The organism is Mesorhizobium qingshengii, assembly GCF_027563465.1.
Taxonomy (GTDB): Bacteria; Pseudomonadota; Alphaproteobacteria; order Rhizobiales; family Rhizobiaceae; genus Mesorhizobium; species Mesorhizobium qingshengii_A.
Map to the genome: position 1 here is coordinate 105,786 of NZ_JAPFQA010000016.1, position 17,593 is coordinate 123,378.

The following is a 17,593-nucleotide window of genomic DNA, read 5'->3' on the forward strand; positions in this document are numbered from 1 at the left end:
TATGAAGTCAACGCGCCATTGCCGCCTCCAGCACCTTGAAAATCCGCTCGTCCTGGCACTGGGCAACGTTGAAGCGCAGGAAGCGGCTGGCCGTCCGGGACAGGCTGAACGCGTTGCCGGGCGCCAGCACGATGTTGTCGGCGAGAGCGCGGCGGGCCACGTCAGCCGCGTCCACACCGTCCGGCAGGCTGCACCAGAGGAACAGCCCGGCCGGCTGGTCGATCCAGGGCGTGATGCCGATCGCCTTCAGGCGGGTGCTGGTCTCGCCCATGGCGCGCGAGAGCCGCGCGCGCAGCAAATCCATGTGCTTGCGATAGCTGCCGTCCTTCAAGAGAGTCAGTACCAGTTCGGCGGCAAGCCGCCCGCCGCCGAAGGTCGTGGCGATCTTGAGATCGGTCAGGCGCTCGATCCAGTCGCGGGGTGCGGCGATGAAGCCGCAGCGGACCGACGCCGACAGCGTCTTGGAGAAGCTGCCGATATGGACGACCCGGCTGAGACCATCGAACGCCGCCAGCCTGGGGGCGGGGGCATGCTCGAAATCGGCGAAGATATCGTCCTCGACGATAGTCAGATCCGATTGGTCGGCGAGTTTCAGCAGCCGGTGCGCGGTGACCGGCGACAGGATCGCGCCGGTCGGATTGTGAATGGCGGAATTGGTGATGTACAGGCGCGGCCGGTGCTCTGCCAGCGCCTGTGCGAACAGGTCGATATCCGGCCCCGATGGCGTGTAGGGAACGCCGACGACCTTGGCCCGGTGCGCGCGCAACAGAGCGTGGAAATTGAAATAGCAGGGGTCGTCGACCAGCACGGTATCGCCGGGCTCGATCAGGAACCGGCACAGGAGGTCGATGGCCTGTGTGCCCGATTCCGTCAGCATGATCTGCTCAGGCGAGGCTTCGATGCCATGCTGCGCCATGCGCCGTGCCAGCAGTTGGCGCAGCGGCGGCAGCCCGAGCGGCGTGCCGTAGTCGGCAAGCGCGGCGTCGTTGGCACGCGCCATTGTGCGCAGTGCGCGGCGCAATCCCGCCTGCGGCATCCACGAGGCCGGCAGCCAGCCGCAGCCGGGTTTCAACATATCGTCGCCCGCGTCCAGTGACTGTCGCGAGATCCAGAGCGGATCGACGGCACGGTCGAGCCGGGGACCGATCTCGGCCAGCGACAGCGGCGCCAGCGAGCCGGCGGCATAGAAGCCTGATCCCGGCCGGGAGCGGATCGTGCCTTCGGCGGCAAGCCGCTCATAGGCCTCGACCACGGTGGATTTGGACACTTGCATGGATTGCGCGAAGGCGCGGATCGACGGCAGTCGGGCTCCAGGCGTCAAGCTGCGCGCGGCGATCCGCTGGCGGATGGTTGCCATGACGCTTTCGACCAAAGTGGGGGCGCCCAGGGCTCGCGCAACGTCAGTTTCCAAGGCGAGGTCAGTCATCTGTACTGCTCGTTATGTCATCACAGTTTCGTTGAATTGTACTGCATTGTCTCTGGCCGCGCCACGGGCATCTGCCCGATAGAGGGCGAAAGCAATGGAGCTTGGAATGGACAAGACCGCGAGCGGCTGGCTGAACGGATTTATCGGTGTGCTGATCTTCTCAGGCTCGCTGCCGGCGACGCGCGTGGCCGTGATGGACTTCGATCCGACATTCGTGACATCGGCTCGCGCCGCGATTGCCGGGCTGCTTGGCCTGGCAATGCTGCTCTTGTTCCGGCAGAAGCGCCCGGAGCGCGGCGATCTCTTGTCGCTGGTGATCGTGGCGCTGGGCGTGGTGGTCGGCTTTCCCTTGCTGACCGCGCTTGCGCTGAAGCACGTCACCTCCGCCCACTCGATCATCTTCGTCGGCCTGCTGCCGCTGGCAACCGCGATCTTCGGCGTGCTGCGCGGTGGTGAGCGTCCACGGCCGGCGTTTTGGCTGTTTTCCTGCATCGGCAGCGCGCTTGTCGCCGGCTTCGCGCTTATGCAGGGAGTGACGGCCTCGCCGGTCGGTGATGGCCTGATGCTCGCCGCCATCGTCGTTTGCGGCCTGGGTTATGCCGAGGGCGCTGCGCTGTCACGCAAGCTCGGCGGCTGGCAAGTGATCTGCTGGGCGCTGACGCTGTCGCTACCGATCATGCTGGTGCTGACTTTCGTGACCCTGCCGCCGTCCTTTGCCGCCGTCGGCTCCCACGCCTGGATCGGGCTGGCTTACGTCTCGCTGTTCAGCATGCTGATCGGCTTCGTCTTCTGGTATCGCGGCCTGGCGCATGGCGGCATCGCCGCGGTCGGCCAGTTGCAGCTGCTGCAGCCCTTCTTTGGCTTGGCGCTTGCGGCGACGCTGCTGCACGAGCAGGTCAGTTGGTTGATGGTCGTCGTCACGCTCGGCGTGGTGCTGTGCGTGTTCGGCGCGAAGAAGTTCGCGAGGTAAGTGGCTTCGCGGTAGAGCGGCTCGCGCCCCTAGAACTTCGTCACCACGCCAATGCCGATGCCCTCGAAGCCGCCCATCGCCATCAGAGCCGCCGGCGCCTCGTCGAGGCTCATCTTCTTGCCGACCAGCAGTTCGGGCTTGAGCTTGCCGTGGCGGATCATGTCCATCATCGCCTGATAGCGATAGGCCTGCATGCCATGGCTGCCGAGGATCTCGAGTTCGAAGGCGATCACCTTGTCCATCGGCACCTGCGGGCGGGCGTGCTCGCCCAGCATCAGGCCGACCTGCACGTGGCGGCCGCGCCGGCGCAGGTTCGCAATCGAATTGAACGAGGTGGTGGGGTGGCCGAGAGCGTCCATCGACATATGCGCGCCGCCATTGGTGATCTGCTTGACCGCCTTGACCACATTCGGCGTCGTGGACGCGTTGATGGTCGCCACAGCACCGATCTTCTTGGCGAAATCCAGCTTCTCGTCGGTGAGATCGATGGCGATGACATTGGCGCCCATGGCGCTGGCAATCATGATCGCCGACAGGCCGACGCCGCCGCAGCCATGCACCGCCACCCATTCGCCCGGCGTCACCCGGCCCTGGTCGACGATGGCGCGGAACGAGGTGACGAAGCGGCAGCCAAGGCTGGCGGCGGTGGCGAATTCCATTTCGTCGGGCAAGCGCACGAGATTGGTGTCGGCATGCTCGATGGCGACATATTCGGCGAAGGAGCCCCAGGCGTTGAAGCCGGGCTGGGACTGGTGTTCGCAGACCTGATGGTTGCCCGAGGTGCATTCGAAGCAGCGGCCGCAGCCGACGGCGAACGGCACGGTGACACGCTCGCCGGCCTTCCAGCGGGTCACGTGCTTGCCTGCGGCAACCACGATGCCGGCCAGTTCATGGCCCGGCACGTGCGGCAGCGTGATATCGGCGTCATGGCCCATCCAGCCATGCCAGTCGCTGCGGCACAGGCCGGTCGCCTCGACCTTGATGACGACGCCATCGGCAGCCGGTTTCGGATCGGGAACGGTCTGGATCGTCGGCGCTTCGCCGAACTTTTCGAAGACGACGGCTCTCATCGGTCACTCCACCCTTCACACGGCCCGCGCTGCCAGAAACGATAGCCGATTCCCTGTCCGGTCAAGCGGAAATCGATTCCGCCAGGCATGCTGCTCTGGATGCTGATGCTGCGTGGACCAATGAAGCCTACTCGGCATCAATCTGGTTCTGAGGAGCGGCTTTCTGGAAGGCGGGCAAAGCCATGCAAGCGGCGTTGATGCGCGCGATCGTCGGGTAGGGGCTCATGTCGACGCCAAAGCGGGCATTGCTGGTGACTTGCGCGGCCAGGCAGATGTCCGCCAACCCCGGCGTGTCGCCGTGGCAGAATTCTCCGGTCTCGGGCGAGGAAGTCAGAATCTTTTCAAGCGGCTGAAAGCCCTCGTTGACCCAGTGGCGGAACCAGTTGGCGATGTCCTGGTCGCCGGCACCGAACAGTGTGCGCAGCGAGGTCAGCACGCGCAGATTGTTCACGGGATGGATGTCGCAGGCGATCATCTGCGCCAGCATCCTGACATGGGCCCGGCCAAGCGGATCCTTCGGCAGCAGCGGTGGTTCGGGTCGGATCTCGTCGAGGAATTCGATGATCGCCAGCGATTGCGTCAGCAGCGTGCCGTCGCTCCAGATCAGCGCCGGCACCAGCCCCTGCGGATTGACCGCGAGATAGGCGGGCTCCAGATGCTCGCCATGGCGCAGATGGTGCGGGACATAGTCGTAGCCCAGCCCCTTCATCTCCAGCGCGATCCGCACCCGATAGGAGGTGGAGGAGCGATAGTAGTTGTGAAGGACGATATCGCTCATGCGTTCACTTCGGCTGGCCGATGGTGATTTCGATCGTGCCGATGCCGTCGACGCCGCCAGTCATCGTGTCGCCGGCACGAACCGCACCGACGCCGGCCGGCGTGCCAGTGAAGATCAGGTCGCCGGGCTCCAGCTCCACCGCCTCGCTGCAGATCGAGACGATATCTGATATCGGCCAGATCAATTCGGTGAGGTCGGCGTCCTGCCTGACCTGGCCGTTGACGGCGAGCCAGATGCGGCCCTTTTGCGGATGTCCAGATTTTGCTGCTGATATCAGCGGGCCGCAAGGGGCGGAACGGTCGAACGCTTTCGACCAGTCCCAGGGCCGCGCCATTTTCTTGGCTTCGTCCTGCAGATCGCGGCGGGTGAGGTCGATGCCGACGCCGTAGCCCCAGACATGATCCAGCGCCTGCTCGCGGGCGATGCGGAAGCCCGGCTTGCCGATCGCGGCAACCAGTTCGATCTCGTGATGCAAACTGCCGGTCAAGGGCGGGTAGGGGATCGTCGCGCCGGAATCGACCACGGCGTCGGCCGGCTTGGTGAAGAAGAAGGGCGGATCGCGCTCGTCATTGCCGAACTCGCGGGCATGCGCCGCATAGTTGCGGCCGACGCAGAAGATGCGGCGCACCGCGAAACGCTCTGGCGAACCCGCGATGGCCACCGATGCGATTGCTGGCGGGGGAAGGACGAACTCTGTCATGTAAGGTCTCTGCTTGGTTGCCGGAACATTCGACCCATTTGGATGGCCGGGCAAGGCGATTGTCATCGGAAACGCCGGCCCCGGCTCTTTCCAAGAGATGGCGATATACTATTTGGCAATAATCTGGCCATGCTGGCGAGACTATTCTAATCGCCTCTGAACTGAAATGAACCCCATGACCGCAGTCCACGATCGCGCCCGGTTCCTGATCATCGACGACCACCCGCTGTTTCGCGAGGCGCTGCACAGCGCGGTGCAGATGGCCTATCCGGAAGTCGACACGGTGGAGGCGCGCTCGATCACCGAGGCGCTCGAGCTCCTGGCCGGCGCCAAGCCGTTCGATCTTGCGCTGCTCGACCTCAGCATGCCCGACGTGCACGGATTTGATGGCCTGCTGCAGCTCAGGACCCGCTATCCGCGCCTGCCCGTGGTCATCGTCTCGGGCTACGAGGAACCGAAGATCATTTCCGAGGCGCTGTCCTACGGCGCCGCCGGCTTCATTCCGAAATCGGCGCGCAAGAGCGACCTGGCCGCCGCCATCCGCTCGGTGATGGAAGGCGCGATCTATGTGCCGGAAACCTATGAAGGTCGCACACCGGACGCCGACAGCACCGACCGCGCCGACATGGTGCAGCGCCTGTCCACGCTGACGCCGCAGCAGCTACGCGTGCTGCAGATGCTGCGCCAGGGCCTGCTCAACAAGCAGATCGCCTACGAGTTGCAGGTCGGCGAAACCACGGTCAAGGCGCATGTCTCCGAAATCCTGCGCAAGCTCAATGTCTATAGCCGCACGCAGGCTGTCATCGAGGTTTCGAAGCTGGACAATGCGGAGCTGTTTCGAGACCAGGGGGGATTTTGATCTTTCACCTCACCCGACGCTGCGCGCAGCTCCAACGGGGGAAGGATCGAGGGTCTAAGCCAGCAGATGCGCCAGCAGCGCGCGCAGTTGCGCCGGCTTCACCGGCTTGCGCATCAGTTCGATGCCACCCGCACGCGCTGCCTTGGCGACGGCTTCGGAGCTGTCGGCGGTGACGATCAGCGCCGGCACGGCGCGGCCGAGATAGTCGCGGACCTCGGCGATGGTGGCGGTGCCGAGATCGCCGCCGTCGAGATGCTGGTCGGCAATGACGATGTCTGGCACCCAGTCGGTGTCGCCAAGCAGGTCGAGCGCATCGTCGGTCGAGGTCGCGGCCCGCACCAGGCATTGCCAGCGCTCGAGCAGGAATGTCATGGCCTGCAGCACCTCGGCATCGTTCTCGACCAGCAGCACCTTTGTGCCGAACAGGCCGTAGCCGCGCGGCCGCTCCATGTCGGCGAGGTTGGCAATGGCGTCGGCGGGCGCGCCGATGCCGACCGGAACATCGATGTGAAAGATGGTGCCGCGCCCGACCTTCGATGAAAACGTCACGGGATGGCCGAGCGCGCTGGCCATGCGGCGCACGATGGCGAGCCCGAGCCCAAGACCACCGCCGTCCAGTTCGGCATTGGCCGGCGAGGTGCCGCGGTGGAATTCCTCGAACACCGCCTCGCGCTGGTCGTCGGGAATGCCGCAACCGGTATCGGCGACGTCGATGCGGATGGTGTCGCCGCGATGCCTGGTGCCGACAAGCACGCCGCCAGAGCGCGTATAGCCCAGCGCGTTGGAAAGAATGTTCTGCAGGATGCGGCGCAGCAGCGTGCGGTCGGAGCGGACCACCGCATTGACCGGCCGGAACTTCAGCGACAGCCCCTTCAGTTCCGCCACCGGCTGGAAATCCGAGCGCAGCGACGAGAACAGCGCCTCCAGGCTGACGTCGCCGATGTCGGGTTGCACCACGCCGGCATCGAGCTTGGAGATGTCGAGAAGCGTGCGCAGCAGGTCCTCCATCGTCTCCAGCGAGCGCTCGACCTGCCGCACCAACTTCCTGCCCTCGTCGCTGGTCTGCACTTCGGCAAGCGCCGAGACGGAGAGGTGGGCGGCGTTCAGCGGTTGCAGCACGTCGTGGCTGGCGGCGGCGAGGAAGCGGGTCTTGGACAGGTTCGCCAGTTCGGCGTTTTCCTTGGCGGCGCTGAGGTCGATGTTGGACTGTTCCAGCCTTCGCAGCGTCGAGTGCAATTCCTCGGTGCGCGTGCGCACTCGATTTTCCAGCGAAATCGCGGTCTGGAACAGCGAGAAGGCGTTGCCCTGCTGGTCCATCGATCGCTCGACGCGGCTGACCAGCGCCGCGTTGATCTTCTTCAGCCTCTCGAGGTCATTGATGTCCCTGAGCGGCATCTTATTCCGCCGCCTGGCGTTCGCCAAAGGCGATGCCGGTGAAAGTCTGGTTCAAATGCATGGACCGGTACTGTTCGCCATAGGTGCCGAAGCCGATGACATTGTTGACCCGGTAGAGCTCCGAAATGTCCCGGAAGACCTGACGGTTGCGTGCGTCCAGCCGGCGCAGCACGCAGTCGAAGCCGAGGATCATGTCGATGCCGCCAAGCCTGTCCTCGACATCCCGCAGCGCGGCGCGAGTCGATTCGACCATGTCCATCGGCTGGGCGATCGACAGCACGACGCCGTCGTCGATGGCGCAGAAGAACGACAGCGAGCCGTCCGGGTGCATCTTCTGGATCGAGCGGCAATAGTATTCGCCGCCGACCTTGACCACCACCGGATGCGAGGCGAAGCTCAGCGGCGTCAATGTCTGCGGGAGGATACCGACAGAGGCGGCATATTCCTCCGCCGCGTTGGTGGCGTTGAACTCGCGCACGATGCGGTGATCGGGATCGGATGCCGTCACCACCAGCTTTTCGTCGGTGGGAACGAAGTTGTCGGTCTTGAAGACATGGAAGGGAATTTCCGTGGCGATCAGCACGATGATGGCGCTGTCGGAGGTGACCCTGCCATTCGAGATCAGCCGTGTCGTCTCGAATTTCAGGTCATCGCCAGCCGAGCCGCCGAGCAGCGGTATGTCGTCGAGACCCCAGTGGATGGCCGAACTCACTGCTTCCTCGGCATAGGAGAGCCCATCGATGAAGCAAAGCGCGAACGTGTTCCTGGTCTGCTCGTGGCCGATGCGCCCACGCAACAGGCGCCTCAGCGCCTCGACCTCACCGGTGATCCTGTCCATGCCCGAGGAGGACAGATCGTCGACCATCGTGCTGACCGCGGTGAATGACGCCGAGGGAAGCAGCATGGCGAGCACGTGGCCGTCCTCGAGGCCTTGCGGCGTGATCTCGCCGGCGGTCGAGCAGCCGGCGTGGTGGAGCGCCGGCGCATGGGTCCTGAATGCCTGGGAAAGGGCGCCGGCCTCGACCAGGCTTTGGGAAAAGAACAGCAGGGCAAAGCCGGCATCGATGGCGGCGGCCTCAATAGCCACCGCGCGTGCAAAGACATTCGGGTCGGGCTCGTCCGAGGTGAGCACCGACAGACCGCATGCATAGCGGGTCCGTGAACTGGCCAGCGGCGTCCTCCGCATTTCCTCCGACGCTGTTTTTTTATGCGCGGCTGTTTTTTACAAGCTTCTGGCGCGCGGGCGTCGAAGGATATTGTTGCTTCCAATCGGCGTTTTGGCAATGGGGCGACCGGATTGCACGTTTTGCGCGGCCATGACCGAAAGTACAATGAGCCGAGTTTTCGACGTGCTGTTTTTTGTACGTTATGCGGTGTACGAATAACGCATGGCGCAAGCGCCAACATCGCGTCGGCAGCGTGATGACCAAGGTTATACCCAGGGAGGATTCATGTCGGACGTTTCGTTGATGGTGAACGGAAAGCGGGTCAGCGGCGCTGCCGAGGACCGAACGCTGCTGGTTCATTTCTTGCGGGAGAATCTCGGCCTTACCGGCACGCATGTCGGTTGCGACACCTCGCAATGCGGTGCCTGCGTCGTGCATGTCGACGGCAAGGCGGTCAAGTCCTGCACGATGCTCGCGATACAGGCCTCCGGCTCGACCATCGTGACGATCGAAGGCCTGGCCAATGGCGCCGACCTGCATCCGGTGCAGGCCGCGTTCAAGGAGCATCATGGGCTCCAGTGCGGCTTCTGCACGCCGGGAATGATCATGACGGCGACCGACATGATCAACCGCCACCCCGAAGGCCTCGACGAGGCGACGGTGCGCGCCGAACTCGAAGGCAACATCTGCCGCTGCACCGGCTACCACAACATCGTGAAGGCGATCCTCGCCGCATCGAAGACGATGTCCAAGGGAAAGAAGAAAGCCGCGTAATCCACGCGGCTTTGTTTTTCGCACGTCGCGGATCGACGTGACGCCCGAAGTCCAGGCGTTCCGGTCCCGCGCAACTCAGGTGGAGGATTTCTATGGGCATTGAAGGTGTTGGCGCTCGTGTGGCGCGCAAGGAAGACAAAAGGTTCATCACCGGCGCCGGCCGCTATGTCGATGACATGGTGGTTCCCGGCATGAAGCATGCGGCCTTCGTGCGCAGCCCGCACGCGCATGCGCAGATCAAGAAGATCGACGTCAAGAAGGCTCAAGGCATGCCCGGCGTCATCGGTGTGCTGACCGGCAAGGAGCTCAAAGCCGACGGTATCGGCAATCTCATCTGCGGCTGGATGATCCACTCCAAGGATGGCTCGCCGATGAAGATGGGGGCGTGGTCGCCGCTGGCCTTCGACAAGGTGCGCTATGTCGGCGATGCCATCGTCATCGTGGTCGCCGAAACCAAGGGCCAGGCGCGTGACGCGGCCGAGGCGGTCGAGATCACCTACAAGGAGCTGAAGGCCGTCGTCGACGCCTCGAAGGCGATGGACAAGGGCGCGCCGCAGATTCATCCCGAGGCCGACAACAATCTGATCTTCGACTGGGACATCGGCAACGCCGATGAGACGGCGGCGGCCTTCCAGAAGGCGGCCCATGTCGTCAAGATGGACATCATCAACAATCGCCTGGTTCCCAACGCCATGGAGCCGCGCGCCGCCCTTGGCCATTACGACAAGGCGGAGGACCACTACACCTGCTGGACGACGTCGCAGAACCCGCATGTCGCGCGGCTGGTGATGAGCGCCTTCTACAATGTCGCGCCGGAAAACAAGCTGCGCGTCATAGCCCCCGACGTCGGCGGCGGCTTCGGCTCGAAGATCTACATCTACCCCGAAGAGATCGTCTGCCTTTGGGCGTCGAAGAAGACCGGCGTGCCGGTCAAATGGGTGGCCGACCGCACCGAGAGCTTCCTTACCGACGCGCATGGCCGCGACCATCACACCCATGCCGAAATGGCCTTCGACAAGGACCACAAGATTCTTGGCCTGAAGGTCGAGACCAAGGCCAATCTCGGCGCCTACATGTCGCTGTTCTCGTCGGCGACGCCGACCTATCTCTATGCGACGCTGCTGTCGGGCCAGTACAACATCCCCGCCATCCACGCCAATGTGAAGGCGATCTACACCAACACCGCGCCAGTCGACGCCTATCGCGGGGCAGGGCGGCCGGAAGCGACCTTCGTCATGGAACGCATGATGGAGACCGCGGCGCGCCAGTTCGGCGTCTCGCCGGCGGAGTTGCGGCGCAAGAACTTCGTCACCTCGTTCCCGCACCAGACGCCGGTCATCATGTGCTATGACGCCGGCGACTACGCTGCGTCGCTCGACGCGGCCATGAAGGCCTCTGATTATGACGGCTTTGCCAAGCGCAAGGCCGCCGCCGCCAAGAAGGGGCTGCTGCGCGGCATCGGCATGAGCTGCTACATTGAGGCCTGCGGCATCGCGCCGTCGGCGGCGGTGGGCAGCCTTGGGGCCGGTGTCGGCCTTTGGGAAAGTGCCGAGGTTCGCGTCAATGCGGTCGGCACGATCGAGGTTCTGACCGGCTCGCACAGCCACGGCCAGGGCCATGAAACGACCTTCGCGCAACTGGTCAACGAGCGCTTTGGCGTGCCGCTCGATTCGGTCTCGATCGTCCATGGCGACACCGACAAGGTGCAGATGGGTATGGGCACCTATGGTTCACGCTCGGGCGCGGTCGGCATGTCGGCGATCGTCAAGGCGCTCGACAAGGTCGAGGCCAAGGCCAAGAAGATCGCCGCCCACCTGCTCGAGGCCGACGAGGGCGACATCGTCATCGAGAACGGCGCGCTGAAGGTGGCCGGCACCGACAAGAACGTGCCGTGGTTCCAGATGGCGCTCGCCGCCTATACCGCCCACAATCTGCCGGGCGGCATGGAGCCCGGGTTGAAGGAGACGGCGTTCTACGATCCGTCGAACTTTACCTTCCCGGCCGGCTGCTACATTTGCGAGGTCGAGGTCGACCCGGAAACCGGCACCACCGAGATCATCCAGTTCGTCGCCGCCGACGATTTCGGCAACATCATCAACCCGATGATCGTCGAAGGCCAGGTGCATGGCGGACTGGCGCAAGGCATCGGTCAGGCTCTGCTCGAGGGTGCCCATTATGACAATGGCGGCCAGCTTTTGACCGCGAGCTACATGGACTACACCATGCCGCGCGCCGGCGACCTGCCGTCGTTCAAGGTCTCGACCTCGAACACGCCGTGCCCGGGCAATCCGCTCGGCATCAAGGGTTGTGGCGAGGCCGGCGCCATTGGCTCGCCGCCGGCGGTGATCAACGCCATCACCGACGCCATCGGCAGCAACGATCTCGCCATGCCGGCGTCGCCGTCCACCGTGTGGGCAGCGATCCGCGCGACGACGAAACACTGAGGAGGAAGAAGCATGTATTCGGTCAACTATCATCGCGCCGCCTCGGTCACGGATGCCGCCAAACTCGTCAAGACCGGCGACGCCAAGCTGCTGTCGGGCGGCATGACGCTGATCCCGGCCATGAAGACGCGGCTTGCGGCGCCTTCCGATCTTGTCGACCTGTCGCGGATCAAGGAGTTGCAAGGCGTCAAGGTGTCGGGCAAGACCGTCACCATCGGCGCCGCCACCACGCATTATGATGTCGCCCGGGACGAGAAGCTGAAGAAGGCCTGCCCGGCGCTTGCCCATCTCGCGTCGCTGATCGGCGATCCGGCGGTGCGCCACCGGGGGACGATCGGCGGCTCGATCGCCAACAACGATCCGGCGGCCGACTATCCGGCGGCGATGCTGGCGCTCGGCGCCACCATCGTCACCAACAAGCGCCAGATCGCCGCCGACAAGTTCTTCAAGGGCCTGTTCGAGACGTCCTTGAAGGACGGCGAGATCGTCACCGCGGTAAGCTTCACCGCGCCGGCCAAGGCTGCCTACGAGAAGTTCCGCAACCCGGCATCGCGCTACGCGATCGTCGGCGTGTTCGTGGCCAAGGGCAAGGACGGCGTCAGCGTTGCCGTCACCGGCGCCGGCGACGACGGCGTCTTCCGCTCGAAGGAAATCGAGGCAGCACTTGCCAAGAATTTCGCCGCCGCCGCGCTCGACGGCGTGAAAGTGCCGGCGAAGAATTTGATGACCGACATCCACGCCTCGGCCGACTACCGCGCCAATCTGATCGCGGTGATGGCCAAGCGCGCGGTGGCTGCCGCCAACGCCTGACGACAAAACGGTTCATCATTTCACGACATGGAAAGGGGCCTTCGCGGCCCCTTTCGTATGTGGCGGCTGTAGTCGTCCAGTTCCTGAAGGAATCGCTGTCGCACTGGCCTCTTTTGTTTGAAGCAGCCCCGGCGCTTACTGCCCCTGAAACTGCCCAGCAGCAATCTCGCACTTGCACAAACTGATATTGCACTGCAATATGGTCAAGGGCGGGAATGCGAGCCGGGTTCGGACAGCTTACCGCCGTACCCTTTCGCGTGACCAATGCGAAAGGATCGGCATGTCCGACATTTCCGCAACCCATATGGTTCGGTCCCTAACCGTCACCGACCGATCGGCCAGGACAAGGTTGGCCTATCTCGACGGCTGGCGCGGCCTGTCGATAGCCCTGGTGCTGATCGGCCATTTTTTCCCCGTTCCCGGAATCAATCTCGGGGTGCTGGGCGTCGAATTCTTCTTCGTGCTCAGCGGCCGGCTGATGGCCGAGATCCTTTTCATCGAACGCTACCCGCTGAAGAAATTCTTCAAGCGCCGCTTCGCGCGCATCTATCCGGCTCTGCTGGTGTTCGTCATCGTTGCCATGATTGCGCTCTCCGGCACATTCATCGCCTTCAAATGGAAGGCGGCACTGACAGCGCTGACATTCACCTACAATTATGCCGGCATTCTCGTTACCCGGGCCGGGGCGCTGGACCATATCTGGTCACTCTGCGTCGAGGAGCACGCCTATGTCATCCTGGCGCTGATTAGCGCGCTCGTCTCCAGGCGCAACCGCGTGATCCCCCTGCTGGTGACCCTGGCCCTGCTTGCCATGGCGAACGGGGCGATCTCGTACTGGGTGTTCGATCTGGACTACGAGACCACCTACTGGCGCACCGACGTGCACATCGCGTCAATCCTGCTGTCGGCATCGATCTGCCTGCTCAAGGCCGATGGCAGGCTGCCGGCGGTGCTCATGGGCACGCACGTGGCGCTGGCGGCAACGGTCGGCGCCGTTGTGCTGTTCCTCGATCCGGTGCCGACGCCGATCCACTATCTTCTGGCGGTGCCGCTGCTGGCGCTCGCCGTCAACGTGCTCGATTTCAACACCGGCTATCTGACCGGATTGCTGTCCTCATCGCCGATGACGATGCTGGGGCTGTGGTCGTATTCGCTGTATCTGTGGCAGCAGCCGTTCTACAAATTCGTCTATGAGCAAGGCAGCAATCCATGGCCGATGCTGGCCGGCGCCTTTGCCTGCGCGCTCTGCAGCTACTACGTCATCGAGCGGCCGGCACGCGAATGGCTCAACCGCAATTGGTGAATACCGCCGGCATCGTCAGGCCGGGGCGCTGTTTTTCCGCGCCCTAAGATACCGTCGCAGGCCGGCTTCGCCGCGCGGCGTCGTCCAGCGGTGGTTCCAGGCGAAGGCAGGCCGCAGCAGCGGCGCGAGGAATTTGAGGATGGGTCTCTCGACCGTGACCTGCCAGGTCAGCTGGACATGGGTGCCGGTGCCCGACGGCGACAATTCCGCCCGCCACAGGCCGTCGAAATCGCCGTGGGTCTTCACCACCACCAGCCGGCTAGGTTCGAGCTCCGCGGCCTCGATGATGAAGTTCAGCTCATAGGGCAGGGCACCGCGAGCCCGTGCTCTTGCGCGCGAACCGATGGTCGCCTTGCCTTTCCTGTCCAGCGGCACCACTTCCTTGTAGACGTCACCCCACCAGAGCGGCAGCAGTTCGGCATCCGAGAGCACCTCCCACACTTCCAGCGGCGTGCCCTCGGGGATGTGCCAGCTTTCGTCGAAACGGAAGACATTGCTTGGCATGGCGTTTCCTCCGGTTGGCGGAAACAGCTACATTAGCTTCAGCTTCTTTGTGTGGCCAGCACCAGCGGGTCAGGCGGCGATCTGCCTGACGTAGTAGCGCACCGCCTTCTTGCCGCCATGGATGACGGCGTCGCCGACCTCGGCGAAGCCAAGGGCGGCGTGAAAGGCATCCGAAGCCGGGTTGGGCGGATCGATATTGACCTCGCAGGTGACAAGCGTGTGGCCGGCGGCCGCGACATGATCGAACAGGTCCTGGTAGAGCCGGCGGGCATGCCCGCGGCCGCGCGCTTGCGCCGCGACGACGACACGGTCGACATAGACGAAACGCGGGTAGCGTTCGCAAAACCACAGGAAATTGGGACTGTCGTAGCTGGCGTCCTGATCGAAGGTCATGATGAAGGCTTCGAGGTCGCCGATGCGGCGCGCATAGAATGCCTCGCCGAGCAGGTAGGACAGCCGCTCCGGCTCCAGCCATGACAGTTCGGCTGCGTGCTCGTTGTTGAGCGCCAGGATCGCCGCTTCGTCTTCCGGCGCTACACGGCTGATCGCGGCAGGGGTCGCGGTCATGCCTTGGCTGCCGCGATCGTCACCGCCACGAGGTCCGTGTCGGTCAAGGTGTTGCGATACTCGCGGTCGAGGTCGGAGCCGCCCATGCCGACGTCGGGGTTGCGGTAATCCATGGCGCTCGGCACCTCCTTGAGGGCGGCGAAATGCATTTCGGACAATCCGGTCCTTTTGCGCACCTCGGCGATGTTGCCAAGGTCGAGCCCGCCGCAGCCGAGGACAACGATGCGGTCGCCGGCCTGTCGCACCAGGTCCGCCAACAGTGAGATGCCTTCGATGGCGGTGTCGCGCTGGCCGCTGGTCAGCACGCGGCCGACCTTGCAGCGGATCAGCGCTTCGAGCGCCTCGGCTGGATCGCGCGTCATGTCGAAGGCACGGTGGCAGGTGACGTTCAGAGGCCCGGCGGCCTTCGTCAACTCGTTCATGCGCTCTTCGTCGATTGTGCCATCGGCTTTCAGGCAGCCAAATACGACGCCGGGCACGCTGAGGTCGCGCAGCGCGGCGACATCGGCAAGCATCGAGCGATATTCGGTGTCGCTGTAGAGAAAATCGCCGCCGCGCGGCCGCACCATGACGTGAAATGGCACGGTCGCCTGGTCGAGGGCGGCGCGCACCGTGCCGAGGCTCGGCGTGATGCCGCCTTCGACAAGGCTGGCGCACAGTTCGACCCGGTCGGCGCCGGCTGCCTGCGCCGCCAAAAGGCCGTCGATCCCTTCGACACAGATTTCGATCAGCGGCAGGCGAGGTTGTTTGGTCAAGGGGCGATCCAGTCCATGATGTCGGCGCCAGCCCTAGCATCGGGCAGGTCGGCGCGAAAGCGTGAACAGCGCGCCGCCACTTGGGCCAGGTATCGAATTCCTCGCTTGACACTTCCATAACCGTTCCGTTATTGATTCACATATAGCCAACTGGTTATTGATTTCGCGTGGACGATACGCCGCCAACGGCGACCGGCCAACTGGCGGAATCAAACTCAGAAGCCTGGATGCGTGGCATCCGGGCTCGGCAAAACGTGCCCTGACGAAACGCTTCAAGAAGGAAAAGACCATGCAAGCAAGGATCAAAAATCCGGTAGCGCTCTTTCCCGGCTCCCTGCAGGCCCTGCTGGCGCTGGACAAGTCGACCGAGGCGGCTGAAGTGCCTTATGTAACGCGCAAGCTCATCCATCTGCGCGCCAGCCAGATCAACAGCTGCAGCGCCTGCGTCGACATGCATGCGCGCGAACTGAAGAAGGCCGGCGAAAAGGACGAGCGCATCTTTGCCCTCGCGGCATGGCGGGAGACGCCCTACTTCACCGACGCCGAACGGGCGGCCCTGGCGCTCGCCGAGGCCGGCACAAGGCTCGCCGACCGGCCGGACGCGGTGCCGGACGATGTCTGGGACGAAGCCGCCCGGCACTATGATGAAAAGGCGCTGGCCGCGCTGGTCATCCAGATCGCCCTGATCAACGCCTTCAACCGGCTGAACGCCACGACGCGACAGATGGTTGGCGCCTGGGGGTAATGGGGCAGGGCGGCGCTGGCGGTGCTCACCGGAACGATCGCCCTGCACCTTGCCGGTGGGCTTCAGTTCGTCCCGAGGGACGGCTGCTTCGGTACATCGGTTTCGGGCGGCGATCGTGAGGCAGGCCGCTACTGGCGCAACTCCGTATTCTTGGCGCCTTCCTCGACCTGATCGATCACCAGCAGCTTGACGGGACCGTCGCCGATATTGGTGGCCTGGTGCCACTGGCCGATCATTTCGACGATGAAATCACCCGTCTTGTAGGTGTTGCTGTTGCCGCTCTCGACATTGGTGACCTTCAGCCTCCCGGCCTCGACATAGGCGTAGCGGGGGAAGGGATGCCTGTGCACCGGCAAGGTCGCGCCCGGTGCGATGTCATAGGTCGAAACCAGGACCTGCACGTTTTCCCGCGGCAGCGTGATCGGCTGGCCGGAAGCGGTTGTCGTGCGTGACGCAAGCGGTGTGACAATGACGGGTGTGCCGCTGCTGTCCAGTGCCCAAGCCGGGTTTGCGGAAAAGACCGCCGCGAGCAGCAGCCCAGACATCAGAATTTTTCGCATGATTCGCTCCAGCTCAGTGTCAGCATCGCGCGGAGGCCCTCCGCGCGCAAGATACGGGCTGCGGCGAGAAGCCTGCCGGGCCGCGTCCTTAGTCCGGCCGCGCCCCGGAGGCCGGGGCTCGGTGGTTGCCGCTGTCCGATCGTGGGCTATGCCGCGGCACTGAGCCTGGGTTCTGCCAGCGTCCCCAGGCCGGCACATCCCAAGCAGGCGATCGTCTTTCCTGGGCAACCGGTCTGATGGGTTCCTTGCGGGCAGCAATGCCCCTTTGACGCATCCCATCTGGAGCAGTCAAAAACCTTGCCGCTGCCATGACAGTGCGGGCATTCCGCATTCACTAAAGCCGTTGCCAATTTTTCTTACCCAGCCAAACGCACTAACCCCACGCCGCAAGTAACAGAGATCGCTGCGCTTTCAAGCACGGCGCGCTGACTTAAATTGGGTGAGTCGATGACAGGGGTAGGTGGCCGGTGCCGGCCACGCGATGAATGGAACGGTGTCTTTCCTCGCGGCAGGAAGCCGCGGGTAGGCCGGCGCCGCGTCTTGGAGAGCCAACGTGACACCGGCCAGACGAACCGTCAGGTCCGCCGCCCCGCACACATGGCCTATTCGGACGGTCGGGGTTATGGCGTGATCGCGGAAGCTGGAGGCTGCTGGACGCTTCTGGCCGGAACTGTCGCCATCCGACAGGGCAAAGCAAACCGCGCGCCGCAAGGCATCTCGATCACGCAGCTGACACTCGCTCGAAAGGACACGCCAGATTAGCCGAT

17 protein-coding genes are annotated in these 17,593 nt (G+C 64.0%); 7 read left to right on the top strand and 10 right to left on the bottom strand.

Annotation, left to right across the window (positions count from 1 at the left end; genetic code table 11):
• Nucleotides 1–7 precede the first annotated feature (7 nt).
• The gene (locus tag OOJ09_RS26120) at nt 8–1,426 is read right to left on the bottom strand and encodes a PLP-dependent aminotransferase family protein (protein WP_269907951.1); all 1,419 of its coding nucleotides are present in this window, start codon (nt 1,424–1,426) and stop codon (nt 8–10) included.
• Nucleotides 1,427–1,532: 106 nt separating this feature from the next.
• On the opposite strand from OOJ09_RS26120, the gene OOJ09_RS26125 reads away from it, so the two are divergent.
• Complete coding sequence (locus OOJ09_RS26125; protein ID WP_269907952.1) at nt 1,533–2,396, top strand: DMT family transporter; 864 nt, start codon at nt 1,533–1,535, stop codon at nt 2,394–2,396.
• A gap of 29 nt (nt 2,397–2,425) precedes the next feature.
• On the opposite strand, the gene OOJ09_RS26130 is transcribed toward OOJ09_RS26125, so the two are convergent.
• From OOJ09_RS26130 to OOJ09_RS26140, 3 genes are all read right to left on the bottom strand, one after another.
• Entirely contained in the window at nt 2,426–3,466 is a 1,041-nt protein-coding gene (locus tag OOJ09_RS26130) for a zinc-dependent alcohol dehydrogenase family protein (RefSeq protein WP_269907953.1), read from the bottom strand.
• Nucleotides 3,467–3,593: 127 nt separating this feature from the next.
• Complete coding sequence (gene maiA / locus OOJ09_RS26135) at nt 3,594–4,244, bottom strand: maleylacetoacetate isomerase (RefSeq protein WP_269907954.1); 651 nt, start codon at nt 4,242–4,244, stop codon at nt 3,594–3,596.
• 4 nt (nt 4,245–4,248) lie between these two features.
• Entirely contained in the window at nt 4,249–4,944 is a 696-nt protein-coding gene (locus tag OOJ09_RS26140; protein WP_269907955.1) for a fumarylacetoacetate hydrolase family protein, read from the bottom strand.
• 175 nt (nt 4,945–5,119) lie between these two features.
• Between OOJ09_RS26140 and OOJ09_RS26145 the strand changes: the two genes are divergently transcribed.
• A complete protein-coding gene (locus OOJ09_RS26145; RefSeq protein ID WP_269907956.1) occupies nt 5,120–5,803 on the top strand; it encodes a response regulator in 684 nt (227 codons plus the stop codon).
• A 54-nt stretch (nt 5,804–5,857) separates the two neighbouring features.
• Here the strand turns inward: OOJ09_RS26145 and OOJ09_RS26150 are convergent, their stop codons facing one another.
• Together OOJ09_RS26150 and OOJ09_RS26155 are read right to left on the bottom strand one after the other, a co-directional pair.
• Nucleotides 5,858–7,198: a hybrid sensor histidine kinase/response regulator gene (locus OOJ09_RS26150; RefSeq protein WP_269907957.1), complete on the bottom strand. Its 1,341-nt coding sequence runs from the start codon at nt 7,196–7,198 to the stop codon at nt 5,858–5,860.
• Between the two features lies 1 nt (nt 7,199).
• Entirely contained in the window at nt 7,200–8,384 is a 1,185-nt protein-coding gene (locus OOJ09_RS26155; protein WP_269907958.1) for an FIST signal transduction protein, read from the bottom strand.
• A 265-nt stretch (nt 8,385–8,649) separates the two neighbouring features.
• Between OOJ09_RS26155 and OOJ09_RS26160 the strand changes: the two genes are divergently transcribed.
• The 4 genes from OOJ09_RS26160 (at nt 8,650) to OOJ09_RS26175 (ending at nt 13,695) form a co-directional block, all read left to right on the top strand.
• Complete coding sequence (locus OOJ09_RS26160) at nt 8,650–9,138, top strand: (2Fe-2S)-binding protein (protein WP_269907959.1); 489 nt, start codon at nt 8,650–8,652, stop codon at nt 9,136–9,138.
• Between the two features lie 92 nt (nt 9,139–9,230).
• Entirely contained in the window at nt 9,231–11,582 is a 2,352-nt protein-coding gene (locus OOJ09_RS26165; RefSeq protein ID WP_269907960.1) for a xanthine dehydrogenase family protein molybdopterin-binding subunit, read from the top strand.
• Between the two features lie 12 nt (nt 11,583–11,594).
• Entirely contained in the window at nt 11,595–12,392 is a 798-nt protein-coding gene (locus OOJ09_RS26170; protein WP_269907961.1) for an FAD binding domain-containing protein, read from the top strand.
• Nucleotides 12,393–12,672: 280 nt separating this feature from the next.
• Nucleotides 12,673–13,695: an acyltransferase family protein gene (locus OOJ09_RS26175; RefSeq protein WP_269907962.1), complete on the top strand. Its 1,023-nt coding sequence runs from the start codon at nt 12,673–12,675 to the stop codon at nt 13,693–13,695.
• 15 nt (nt 13,696–13,710) lie between these two features.
• Here OOJ09_RS26175 and OOJ09_RS26180 read toward each other — a convergent pair whose 3' ends face one another.
• The 3 genes from OOJ09_RS26180 to OOJ09_RS26190 form a co-directional block, all read right to left on the bottom strand.
• Entirely contained in the window at nt 13,711–14,199 is a 489-nt protein-coding gene (locus OOJ09_RS26180) for an SRPBCC family protein (RefSeq protein WP_269907963.1), read from the bottom strand.
• Between the two features lie 69 nt (nt 14,200–14,268).
• Nucleotides 14,269–14,766, bottom strand: a complete 498-nt coding sequence (locus OOJ09_RS26185; RefSeq protein WP_269907964.1) for a GNAT family N-acetyltransferase — start codon at nt 14,764–14,766, stop codon at nt 14,269–14,271.
• Entirely contained in the window at nt 14,763–15,521 is a 759-nt protein-coding gene (locus tag OOJ09_RS26190; protein WP_269907965.1) for a copper homeostasis protein CutC, read from the bottom strand. The genes OOJ09_RS26185 and OOJ09_RS26190 overlap by 4 nt, the downstream gene beginning before the upstream one ends.
• A gap of 289 nt (nt 15,522–15,810) precedes the next feature.
• Between OOJ09_RS26190 and OOJ09_RS26195 the strand changes: the two genes are divergently transcribed.
• On the top strand, nt 15,811–16,266 hold the full coding sequence (locus tag OOJ09_RS26195) for a carboxymuconolactone decarboxylase family protein (protein WP_269907966.1): 456 nt from the start codon (nt 15,811–15,813) through the stop codon (nt 16,264–16,266).
• Between the two features lie 128 nt (nt 16,267–16,394).
• Here the strand turns inward: OOJ09_RS26195 and OOJ09_RS26200 are convergent, their stop codons facing one another.
• Nucleotides 16,395–16,826, bottom strand: coding sequence for a cupin domain-containing protein (locus OOJ09_RS26200; RefSeq protein WP_269907967.1), 432 nt, complete (start codon nt 16,824–16,826; stop codon nt 16,395–16,397).
• Nucleotides 16,827–17,593 lie beyond the last annotated feature (767 nt).